Below are 11,332 nucleotides of genomic sequence, written 5' to 3' on the forward strand. Positions count from 1 at the left end.
GCTTCCCGAGCTGGCCGCCGCCGTCGTGCTGTCCGTCCTGACGGCGGCGGCCAGCTCGGGAAGCCGTCCACCGGTCGCGTGCAGGAACTGGGCGACGAAGAACATCATGAACGCGAACACGCCCAGGCTGTGCCCGCGCGGCCCCCACCGGCGCGCGTACACGCCCGCGCCGGTGACGGCCAGGAAGGTCAGGTCGCGCGCCACGGGGGCGTCGTGCAGCAGGGCCGCGGCGGCCAGCACGGGCAGGCCGGCAGCGGGCAGCAGCGCGGTGGTGACCAGCTGGCCGCGCACGGTGGGGTCGGTGACGGTGAAGAGCGCGAGCAGCGCGGCGAGCCCGCCGGTGACCGCACCGGCCAGAGAGTGTCCGGCGAGGCCCGAGACCACGACGGCCAGGCCGATACCGAGGACGGCCCGCGCGGCGAAGCGCAGCCGTACCCGCCCCGGATCCGGAGCCACGAACACCCTCTTCAGCACTGCTTGCGCCCCCATCGGTCACCCATGAAAACCGGCATGAAAAAGGCGCCGCGGGATCCGCAGCGCCATCGACGGCTCCATGACAGCATCCATGCCACCGCTGGCTCAAGTGGGTCTGATTTAACTGGTCCAATGGCCCAGTGAATGGCGACCCGGACGGACCGTTGAAAGGCCAACGGACCAGGAACGGGCGGTCCGCCCGGAATGCGCCCGGCTGGGCCATTGGTACAGTCGGCCGCGATCATCCAGAACAGGAGGAGTCCGGGCACCATGGCCGTCGACGAACTCGACACCCGCATCCTGCGACTGCTGCTCGAGCAGCCCCGCACCAGCGTGCGGGAGTACGCGCGCCTCCTCGGCGTGGCGCGCGGCACGCTCCAGGCCCGCCTGGACCGGCTGGAGCGCGAGGGTGTGATCACCGGCACCGGCCCGTCGCTCTCCCCCGCCGCGCTGGGCCACCCCGTGCTCGCGTTCGTGCACATCGAGGTCACCCAGGGCCACCTCGACGACGTGGGCGACGCGCTGGCGGCCGTACCGGAAATCGTCGAGGTGTTCTCGATCACCGGCGGCGGCGATCTCCTCACCCGGGTCGTGGCGCGGGACAACGCCCACCTGGAGGACGTGATCCAGAAGCTGATCAGCCTTCCCGGTGTGGTCCGCACCCGCACCGAGGTCGCGCTGCGCGAGCGGGTGTCCTACCGCCTGTTGCCGCTGGTGGAGTCGATCGGCCGGACGGTGGGCGGCTGACGGCGGCCACTCTCCGATGAACGCGGGGCGCGGGGTGCCCTACGACCGGCGGCGGGGCTTGCCCGGCTTGCCGCCGGTGCCGCGTCGGCCGCCTCCCGTGGCGCCGCCGCTGCGGCCCCGTGAGGCCCCGCCCGAACCGGCCTTGCGCGGGGCGCCGCCGCCGGTCCTCGGCTTGGCGCGCTCGGCCTTCGGCTCGGCGGGCGGCTGCTGGACTCGGCCGCGGGTGCTGTTCACAGTGCGGCCCCGGACGATGCCGATGAAGTCCTCGACCAGGTCGGTCGTGGCGTCCTGCGGCCAGGACAGGGCGATGCTGGACTGCGGGGCGTCCACGAGGGTCCGGTAGGTCAGGTCGCGGCGGTGGTGCAGCCGGGCCAGCGACTGGGGCACGACCAGGACACCGATGTTCGCCGCGACCAGCTCGATCGCGTCGGCCGTGGTCTCCGGGCGCTCGAAGGCGGGCTCCCCCGGAAGCTTCTCCCAGCCGAGGACGTCGTCCAGCGGGTGCACGACCACCTCGTCGGCGAGGTCGTCGAGGGTCACCTCGTCCGCCGCCGTGATCACGTGGTCCTTGGGGACCACGACGACGGTCGTCTCGGTGTAGAGGGGGATCGCGCTGAACGCCGTACGGTCCACCGGGAGCCGTACGAAGGCCGCGTCGGCGGTGCCCTCGCGCAGCGCGTCGGCGGCCTCGGCGGGCGTCACCTGGAGGAGCGTGAGGGGCACGTCGGGCAGGCGCTCATGCCAGGTCCGCGCCCACTTGGCGGGGGTCACTCCGGGCACGTACGCGAGCCGGAACGAAGGGGAATCCGCCGAGTCGGTCATCCCGCCAGGCTACCGGCTGTGGTCGGCGGTCCGGTCCGCGGCCGATAGTCTGGACAGCATGAAGTCGCACGAGAGCACCCAGACGATGAAGCCCGCGACCGCGGCGAAGAAGCTGGGTGTGTACCTCCCCGCCACCCCCGCCGAGTTCCAGGAGGGTGTCGTCACGCGCGCCGAGCTGAACGAGCTCCAGGCGAACCCGCCGGAATGGCTGCGCGCCCTGCGGGAGAGCGGCCCGCACCCCCGTCCCGTGGTCGCGGCGAAGCTCGGCGTGTCCATCGCCGGACTGGCGCGCGGCGGCGTCACGGAGGCGCTGACCAGCGAGCAGATCCAGGAGATCAAGGACGCCGGGCCCGCGTGGCTGGAGAAGGAGCGCGCCACCCAGGCCGAGGTCCGCAAGGAGGCGGCGCGTCTGAAGCAGCGCGACGCCGAGAAGGCCGGCGACGCCGAGTCCTGACCCGCCTCCCCCGCGGCACCGGACCGGGCCCGGCGCGTCCGTGACGGTCGCTACGGGCCTTCGGGATGACTACGATCTGCTCAGGTCCACCGACGTGGGTGTTTCGAGGTTGTTGGGGGTTGGGATGGTTGCTGGTCGTGTGGTGCGCTTCGACAGCCAGCGGGGTTACGGGTTCATCACGCCCGACGACGGCGGGGAGGATGTCTTCCTGCACGTCAACGACATGCTGATGCCGGAGTCGCAGGTGCGCCGGGGCCTCGTGGTCGAGTTCGAGGTCGAGGACGGCGAGCGCGGTCCGAAGGCGTCCGGGGTACGGCTCGCGCGCGGGGCGGACGGCAAGCCGCTCGCGGCCGACGACGACGTCCTGTGCGACGTGCTCAGCACGGAGGAGTTCTCCCGTGAGGTCACCGAGTCGCTGCTGACGGCGGCGCCCTCGCTGACCGCCGAGCAGATCCTCCAGGTGCGTTCCGCACTGACCCAGTTCGCGAAGAACCACGGCTGGGTCGAGGGCTGACGTCACCGGCCGGGATCCCCGGCCGGTACGCCTCGCACACCTGCCGCCGCGGTCAGCGGTCGCGGCCCACCGTCAGCGGTGCCGGACGGTAGGGGATGTACGCCGCGCCGTCGAGGCCGAGGCCGGTCGCCGCGCGCTGGAGGGCGGCCGGGGTCGCGACCTGGTCCCAGCGGCCGGTGTCCACCCGGTGTTCGAGCGCGTGCAGCGCGGCGACGGTCTCCGCGGTGGTGAAGGTGCAGTGCCCGACGCGTTCGACGTACGCCTGCCGCAGCAGCGCCCCGTCCCCGGCCGCGCGGATCCGCTCGCCGAAGCGGCGCTCCTGTTCGACCGGCACCAGGTTGTCGGCGACGGTGTGCACGTTCAGCAGCGGTACGGCGAGTCCCTGGCCGGCGGACGAGGTTCGCTCGGCGGTGCGGACGGCCTCCGGGTCCGCGGTGATCGAGGCGCCCGCGGTGAGCTTCGCCAGGTCGCTACGGAGGTCCAGGCCCGCCGACTTGTACAGAGCGCGCACCTGCGGGGCGTGCGTGGAGCCGGCGAGGAGACGGGCGTAGTCGACGCCGCGGTTCCAGGAGTTGTTGCCGCCGACGGACCGCTCGATGTGGTGGCGGCCGGTTTCGATGAAGCTGAGAATGCCCTGCGCGAACCAGGCGTACTGCTGCTCCTGCTGCTCCGCCCAGTCCGTCGGTGCGGGCGCGGTCTCGCCCGGCGCCCAGGCGGGCAGGTTGAGGAAGGCCGCGGCCAGGGCGATACGGGCGCGGCCCTGGGCGGTGGCCTGCGCGGCGGTGACGGCGGCGGTGAGCGTGTCGGCGGTGGCCGCGGCCTCGGCCATGGTGTCCAGGCCGACCAGCTCCGGGGGCTCCTGGCCCTCAGGCAGCAGGAGGCGGGCGATCGTGTACTCCGCGTCCAGCTGGTAGTTCTCCAGGTCGGTGCCGCCCGCGACCAGTCCGCACAGGCCGAGCGCGCCGTCGATACGGCCGGCGCCGTCGCGGGCGAGCTGGGCGTTGACGAGGCCGCCCATGGACTGGCCGACGCCGAAGGTACGGCGTGGCGTGCCGATCTTCGCGGTGACCGCGTCGATCGTCGCGAACTGGTCGCGGGCGGCGCTCTCCAGCGCCCACCACGGGCCGTTCGGGTCGTAGGAGGAACCGGCCAACGCATAGCCCTGGGCGAGGAGTTCGAGGCGGACGGCCTCGGAAGGGGCGTTGCGGGCGTTGGTCGGGCCGAAGCCGTGGCTGAAGACGAGGAGGGTGCCGTTCCAGGTGTCGGGGACGTCGGCGATCCAGGTGGCGCCGTCGGCGAGGGTGCCGGTGAGCCGGGCGGCGGCCCGCGTGTCGGCCTGCGCGGCGGGGACCGCGAGGATGAGGGACATGGTCAGAGCCAGGGCGGCGAGGGCGGTGCGGGAGCGGTGGCGGGTGCGCATGAGGACGGCTCCTGTCGGTGGGGGTGGAGCGTGAACGTGCGGATGCTCAGTGCACTGACGGCGGCGAATCTAGGGCCGTTTTCTTACCAGCGTCAAGATAGTGCACAACTTCAAGGTCCACATCACCTCCCGTCAGGACCCGTTGTCAGTGGCCTGATCTAGAGTTCCGGTCACTTGATCAGTGCGGGTGCGGGAGGCAACACATGGGGTGGGTGTCGGCCGGCGACTACGAAGTTGCCCTAGACGACGGCAAGGTGGTGTGCCGCAACGCGGCAGGGCGGCGGTTGAAGTCCGTACCGCCCAAGATCGCCGACGATCCGGCCGTGGTGGGCCTGCGTCAGCTGGTCGAATGGCTGGAGCGGCACGAACACCGGTGCCTGACCGACGTGGAGCGCTGGATGGTGCGCTCCCTGCCGGTGCCGTTCGCCGTCCTCGCGCGGGTCTGGCCCGACCCGGCGTGGCAGACCGCCCTGCGCGACCTCGTCGTCACCGGGGAGGACGGCGAAGTGGCCGGATTCCTGCGGGACGCCGACCCCGAGCGCGGCCTCGGCCTGGTCGACCTCGACGGCGACACCGTCCGCATCACCCCCGGCCTGGTCCGCCTCCCGCACCCGGTGCTCCTGGAAGACCTGGAGGACCTGCGGGAGTTCGCCGTCGAACTCGGCGTCGAGCAGCGCGCCCAGCAGCTGTTCCGCGAGGTCTGGCAGCGGCCCGCCGCGCTCGACACCGAGGGCACCTCCGTCGAGGAGTACGCGGGCGGCGCCTTCAAGGAGCTGCGTTTCCTGCACGGCAGGGCCGCCCAGCTCGGCTACCGCGTGCGCGGCGGGAACGCCGTCTGCTCCGTCCTGGAGGACGGCCGGGGCGTCGAGGCCCGGGTGTGGATCGGCGACTACGACGGCTACGAGGAGACCGAGACCGGTCCCCTGACCTTCACCGACCCGGCCGGCCGGGCCCTGAAACTCGGTCAGGTCGGGCCGGTGGCCTGGTCGGAGGGCATGCGCATGGCGGCCTCGCTGTACGCCGGGCGGGACATCGAGGACGAGGAGCAGGCGGCATGACGACGTACGACGAGACCACTTCCGCGGCACTGCTCGAGGCCGGCGCGGTCCTGCCGCCGGGCACCACCGTCCGCGAGGACGCCGACCTCCTCACCGTGCGCACCTACACGCATCCCGCGCTGGACGAGCGGAAGATCGTGCGGCTGGTGCCGGGCACGCTCGGCGAGGCGGAGGATCTGGCCCTGGACTTCCTCGGCCTGGTCCGGGAGCCGGAGACGCCGGAGGTCGGACAGGTCCGCCGGGAGACGCTCGGCTTCCCCGCCTGGGCGCTGGTCAACGACCCGGCGAACGGCCACCACGCGCTTGCCCTCGTCAAGGACGTCGAGCGGCTCTCACGGCAGGCCAAGTCCCGCCCCGGCACCGCCAAGGAGGGCTTCGAGGCGCTCGGCGGACGGCTCGGCCGGTCCGTACCGCACTTCCTGCCCACCTTCTACGAGCAGGCCGCCCGCGTCTTCCTCCAGCACGAGAACACCACGTACGCCGCCGCGTTCTTCGGCAAGGCCCGCGAGGCCGAGCGGGTGCACGCGCTGGCCGTGGACGAGGAGCGGCAGCGGGCCGTGTTCCTGGAGTTCGCGTTCGCCGGGGCGCTGACGGTGAAGGCGCTCAAGGAGCATGTCAAGGCCCTCGCGGCGCGCCTGAGCCCGGCCGAGGCCTGGTCCCAGTTCCGGCAGCTGACGGTGGAACGGTGCGCGGCCGGCATGCCGCCGTACGCCTCGCTGCCGCAGGACGCGCGCGGGCTGATCAAGGCCGCGGGCCTGGACCGGGCCGCCGAGGAGTGCGCGCTGGTCGCCGACCTCATCGCCTCGCCGGCGGCGGTCCGGGCGCCCGCGTCCTTCTGGAACACCTACCGGGCGACGCTGGTGCTGCTGGCCGAACAGCAGCCCGCCGTACGGACCCGGCTGCTGGAGATCATGCCGTCCGGCCTGGGCCGCTCCACGCAGGACGACGAGTTCTGGCTGGCGCTCCTCACCGAGTGCGGCGCGGATCTGCTCCTCACCGGAGAGTCCGACTCCGAGGTCGACGCGGCGGACTGGCTCAGCCGCTGGTCCCTGCACCGCAAGCACGGTTCCTCGGTCAGCGGCCGTTCGCCGGCCACCATGGCGCTCGTCGAGCGGATGGCCTCGCGGCTGCGCGAGCACGGCCGGCCCGTGGACCTCTTCACCGGCCGCTGGCACGCCGGAGCCGACCTGGACCTCCTCGACCTGTGCCTGGCGCAGGGCGTGCCGCTGACGCCGCCCGGCGCCGGCCAGAACGTCTTCCTCCCCCTGAGCCAGTGGCTCAAGGACACCGCGCCGGGGCGGCGCGAACTGACGGCCGTCGCGGCCGACCCGCGCCACCGCCGGCTGCTGTACGTGTCCGTCGGCACCCTCAGCGGCCACCGGCCCGACGCGCCGTTGCTGGAGGGGCTGGCAGGTCATCCCGTCCTCGCCGACGTGCTGCGCGAGTGGCTGGACGACGCGGCCGAGGAGCTGACAGCCGCCGCCGGTCTGCCCTCCGCGCACGCGGCGCTGGACAAGCTGCGCCCGTTCCGCACCGTCGCGGACCGGATCAGCCCTGCCGCCGTCGCCAAGGTCGCCGCGCACGAGGTCGCGCCGCTGCTCGCCCGCACCCTGCGCGCCGGTATCCCGGACGAACTGGGCTGGCCCGCTCTGGAAGAGGCGCTCGGCCGGCTGGACGCCGAGACCAAACGCGACCGCGACGACAACCTGCGCGTCGAGGAGGCCTGGCCCGCGCTGATCCTCGCCCGCAAGCACAAGGTGATCGTCGTCGGCCCCGAGGGCATCCTCCTCGAACACGATCTGCGGCTGCCCGACGGCCTGGACCGCTGGCAGCGTCCGTCGTTCCGGTTCACCGACGGCGAACTGCTGGTGACATGGCGGGAGGGGGCCAAGCAGCTCGGCTACTGGTCGGCCCGCCCGGCTGACACCTTCTCCCTCGGCGGCGAACAGCTCGCCCACTGGTACGGCGCCAACGACGTCGGCGAACCGTCGATCCCGCTTCCCGGAGGCGGCCGGGCCACCGGCGGGCGCACGCTGCACACCGGCGACACCGTCCTGCCGCCGAGCCGGCGCATCCTCGGCGACGGCACCTCGTACTGGCGTGAGGGGCGGCAGGGGCGCAAGCACGTGTGGCTGGAATACGACCCCGCCACCGGCACGCACGGGCGCGCCTCGCTGCCCGCCTTCCTGCAGACGGGCGTCCGCGAGGACGCCACCCTGCTCCAGCAGCACTGTGCGGTGCTGCCGCTCCAGCCCGGTCTGGAGCAGAGCCCGTTCGGCACGGACGGCACGGTCCTCGGGCGCTGGGTGCGCGAGGAGGGCGAGGGCGCCGAGGCCCGGACCACCGTCGGCACGCCGGACGGACGCACGGTCTCCCTGCCGAAGGGCCGCGACGGCGTCGCGCGGGGCGTGCCCGTCGGCGCGCTGCGGCTCCCCGGAGGGGCCGAACCCGTCGTCGTCAGCCTGCACCGGGCGATCGCCTTCTACACGGCCCAGGCCGGCTCCGAGCCCGGTGAGTCCGGGCGCGTCACCCCGCTGGAGCGGGGCGGCCAGTTCGCCGCCGGCACCCGGCTCGTCCCGCCGGTCGACTTCTGGCACGCGATGCGGCCACGGGACGAGGCGGCGTCCGCGGTCCTGCGGGCGCTGACCGACGAGCAGGCTGCCACGGTGCTGCGCGCCGGGGCGGAGGCACTCGCCGAGCATGCCGTGCGGTGGGCCGAGGCCAAGGCGGCCGAGGCGGCTACGACGGCTACTGCTCCTTCTGCTGTTGCGGGGAATCCCGCTGGGGCGGGAAACCCCGCCCCCGGTGCCCCTGCCCTTCCCAGCTCCGACGAGGTACTGCGCGGGACGGTCTCCCGTTGCCTGCCGGATCTCACCGAGCCGCACCTGCTCACCGGGGTCTCCGCCCTGGTGCGGGCGGTGCTGCGGCTCGCGGAGTCGACCGCCGCGTTCGTCGCCCCGCCGGTGGAGATGAAGCCCCTGGAACGGCAGCGCGTCGCGGGCATGTTCCTCGACTACAGTCCCCGGCACGCCGACGACAAGACGCTGCGGGAGGCCACCGCGGGCCTCACCCTTCAGCAGGGCTGGTGGGGCGGCGGGGAGGTGTGGAACTCCGTCCGACAGATCCGCGCCGTGAACCACGTGCTGTCCGGCAAGCCCGCCGACGGCAGGCCGCTGCCCGAACGCTCCCGCACGACAGGAGCCGCCGAGGGCTGGCGGAGCGACGAGTTCACCGTTCCGGCCATCGGGGTGCTGTGGCCCTCTGTGCTCGACGTGCTGCGGCCACTCGCCTACCGCGCCGCCTCCCCGGTCGTGTCCGACGCGCACCGGGAGGCCCTGCTGGTGCTGTTCGAAGTGATCGCGGACGGGCGGCTGGCCGCGGCCGACGGCGCCGCGCTGCGGGAGATCGTGCTGAGCGAGCCGCAGGACAAGCACGAGCGCCTCGGCCAGGTGCTGCGCCGTGACGGCCGTACCGTCGTCGTGCTCGGCTGCCAGCAGGTGGACCGGGCGAACGGGCGCGTGCACTGGCTGGCTCTGGACCACGATCCGTCCGGCGCGTTCGGCGCGATCGCCCACTTCATGCTGGAGCGGGAGACCGCGCACCCGGCGGTGTTCCCCGCGACCGCGCTGACCGCCGTCACCGAACTGATCCGGGACAAGGGCGCCGCCCCCTGGCAGCCGGACGCGCCGGACGCGCTCACCGCCGCGACCGGCGGCGCGCTCGGTCCCGTGCAGTCGGCGCTGCTGCTGGCCGGCAAGCCGGACGAGGTGGCCACGGAGGCGCTCGCGACGATCGGGCTGAAGCCCCGCCAGAAGACCTTCGGCGACAGCATGCTGACCTCCTTCCGACTCGGCGACGGACCCGCCCTCGTCGGCGCCCTGCTGCCCGACAACCCGGGTGACCTGTGGACCGCCGGTCCGGACACGGCGGCCGCGGGACGCGTGTGGGAGGAGCGGTTCGGCGGATTCGTCCGGCTCCCCGAGGACATCGCCGCCGATCTCGAACTCGCCGGGGTGTCCATCGGCTCGGTCGAGGACGTGCTCAACCCGGCCCGCACGCCCTGGATCAGCCGCACCACCGTCCAGCGGACCGGCAAGAACGGCGACCTCGTCCCCGACGACGGACGGGCGCTGCCCAGCCGCTACCAGCTGACGAACGCCGTGGCCTCCCTGGCCGGACTCGCCTACACCCTGCCGTACGGCCATCCGCTGCGCGCCGCCCTGCCCGAGGGGCTCGCCGCGGTGCGCCGCCGGCTCACCGACCCGGGACTGCTGCTCGATCTCGACGTCAGCTGGGCGGAGAAGGGCACGACCGCGCCCGGACTGCGCAAGGCGTACGGCATGCCCGCCACCGGCGGCACCGACGCGGACGGGATGACGCGCCTGGGTGAAGCGCTGGTGCTGCGGCCCTGGCACCAGGACCAGGAGGCGGTCCTGGTCCGCCCGGCCGGGCTGACCGGAGCCGACGACACCGTGTTCGGGCTCGTCGAGGGGCTGGCGGGACCGGGCCGCGGCAGCGGGCTGCGGGCGCTGCGGACCCTCCTCGGCGACGACCTCGCCCGTGCCCTCGCCGCCGGCATCGGCCCTCAGGAGTCCGATCGGTCCGACGGGGCCGGCGGTCACGCCCAGGACCCGGCCGTCACCGTGCCGGAGCTGGTGGCGGAGGTCGCCGGGACGCACGCTCTGAGCGAGGACGCGGCAGTGCTCTATCTCCAGTTGCTCGCCCTGCCCGACCCGACGGACCGCAACTGCGCCCGCTGGACCGACTGGAAGCCCGCCCGGATGAAGAAGGCCCGTACCGAACTCACGGCCACGGACCTGGTCGTGGAGGCCAAGCGGCCGCGCGCCGGGCGCACCCTCTTCCTGCCGTGCGGCTGGCTCGATCTCAAGGCGCCCGCGCTGCCGGTCGAGGTGTGGAAGGAGCACCTCTACCCGGTCCCCGGGCACTCCCGCGCGGTGCCTCTGGTGCCCGTGCCCGAGCTGTTCACGCGCGCGTGGGACCGTGTCCGCGCCGGTGACGCCCCGGCGTACGAGGAACTCACCACCCGCGCCACCCGCAAGGGCCGCCGCCGATGACCACCGTCCCCCCGTACCTGGAAGAACACGCGCCGATGACGACCACCCAGTCCCCCGCCCCGGCCCGCCAGATCGTCCCGCGTGAGGATCTGCACGCCGCCGAGCTGGCCTTCCTCGCCGCGTACGACGACGGGCCCCGTCCGCCGGCCTGGCGGCTGACCCCGCGCGCGGTCGTCACGTTCGTCATGGGCAGCGACGGGCGGGCCCTGAAGCTGCCCGACGGTGCCGAGGCGGCCGACGGGGTGCCGCGCCGGCTCGTGATCGAGGGCAAGTTCGTGGGCGACCGGGCCCTGGTCGAGCGGTGCGTCGTGACCCTCGCGGGCGAGCGCGGCCTGCTGCTCGTCGGCGAGCCGGGTACCGCCAAGTCCATGCTGTCGGAGCTGCTGTCGGCCGCCGTGTGCGGCACCAGCGGCCTGGTCGTGCAGGGCACGGCCGGTACCACGGAGGACCAGCTCAAGTACGGCTGGAACTACGCCCTGTTGCTGGCGCAGGGGCCGAGCCGGCAGGCGCTGGTGCCCTCGCCGGTGCTGACCGCCATGCGCCGGGGCGGTATCGCACGGGTCGAGGAGGTCACCCGCTGTCTGCCCGAGGTTCAGGACTCGCTGGTGTCGTTGCTCTCCGAGCGGCGTATCGCCGTACCCGAACTGGCCGGCTCGGAGGACGCGTTGGCGCACGCGGCACCCGGTTTCAACCTCATCGCCACGGCCAACCTGCGGGACAAGGGCGTCTCCGAGATGTCCGCGGCCCTCAAGCGCCGCTTCAACTTCG

Annotated in this window: 8 protein-coding genes and 1 pseudogene; 6 read left to right on the plus strand and 3 right to left on the minus strand. The window is 73.6% G+C overall.

Annotation, left to right across the window (positions count from 1 at the left end):
* Window positions 1-474: pseudogene (locus BZL64_RS33440) on the minus strand (FUSC family protein); the annotation flags it as partial.
* 270 nt (window positions 475-744) lie between these two features.
* Between BZL64_RS33440 and BZL64_RS33445 the strand changes: the two are divergent.
* Window positions 745-1,221: an Lrp/AsnC family transcriptional regulator gene (locus BZL64_RS33445; RefSeq protein ID WP_086772854.1), complete on the plus strand. Its 477-nt coding sequence runs from the start codon at window positions 745-747 to the stop codon at window positions 1,219-1,221.
* 39 nt (window positions 1,222-1,260) lie between these two features.
* On the opposite strand, the gene BZL64_RS33450 is transcribed toward BZL64_RS33445, so the two are convergent.
* A complete protein-coding gene (locus tag BZL64_RS33450) occupies window positions 1,261-2,043 on the minus strand; it encodes a LysR family substrate-binding domain-containing protein (protein WP_086772855.1) in 783 nt (260 codons plus the stop codon).
* Between the two features lie 58 nt (window positions 2,044-2,101).
* Here BZL64_RS33450 and BZL64_RS33455 point away from each other — a divergent pair, with 58 nt between their 5' ends.
* Window positions 2,102-2,497 carry a DUF5997 family protein gene (locus BZL64_RS33455; protein WP_086772856.1) on the plus strand — a complete coding sequence of 132 codons (396 nt, stop codon included), beginning with the start codon at window positions 2,102-2,104 and terminating at the stop codon, window positions 2,495-2,497.
* Between the two features lie 124 nt (window positions 2,498-2,621).
* Entirely contained in the window at window positions 2,622-3,011 is a 390-nt protein-coding gene (locus BZL64_RS33460) for a cold-shock protein (protein WP_086772857.1), read from the plus strand.
* A gap of 52 nt (window positions 3,012-3,063) precedes the next feature.
* Here the strand turns inward: BZL64_RS33460 and BZL64_RS33465 are convergent, their stop codons facing one another.
* Window positions 3,064-4,431 carry an alpha/beta fold hydrolase gene (locus BZL64_RS33465; RefSeq protein ID WP_086772858.1) on the minus strand — a complete coding sequence of 456 codons (1,368 nt, stop codon included), beginning with the start codon at window positions 4,429-4,431 and terminating at the stop codon, window positions 3,064-3,066.
* 203 nt (window positions 4,432-4,634) lie between these two features.
* Here BZL64_RS33465 and BZL64_RS33470 point away from each other — a divergent pair, with 203 nt between their 5' ends.
* The 3 genes from BZL64_RS33470 to BZL64_RS33480 all read left to right on the plus strand — a co-directional run.
* Complete coding sequence (locus tag BZL64_RS33470; RefSeq protein ID WP_086772859.1) at window positions 4,635-5,489, plus strand: DUF4132 domain-containing protein; 855 nt, start codon at window positions 4,635-4,637, stop codon at window positions 5,487-5,489.
* Window positions 5,486-10,564, plus strand: coding sequence for a hypothetical protein (locus tag BZL64_RS33475; RefSeq protein ID WP_086772860.1), 5,079 nt, complete (start codon window positions 5,486-5,488; stop codon window positions 10,562-10,564). Before BZL64_RS33470 ends, BZL64_RS33475 begins: the two co-directional genes overlap by 4 nt.
* A 35-nt stretch (window positions 10,565-10,599) precedes the next feature.
* Window positions 10,600-11,332, plus strand: a 733-nt coding sequence (locus BZL64_RS33480; protein ID WP_143663381.1) for an ATP-binding protein, incomplete at its 3' end; no start/stop codon positions are given.

Origin of the sequence: Streptomyces bobili, assembly GCF_002154575.1 — a bacterium.
In the GTDB taxonomy this organism is placed as follows: domain Bacteria; phylum Actinomycetota; class Actinomycetes; order Streptomycetales; family Streptomycetaceae; genus Streptomyces; species Streptomyces bobili.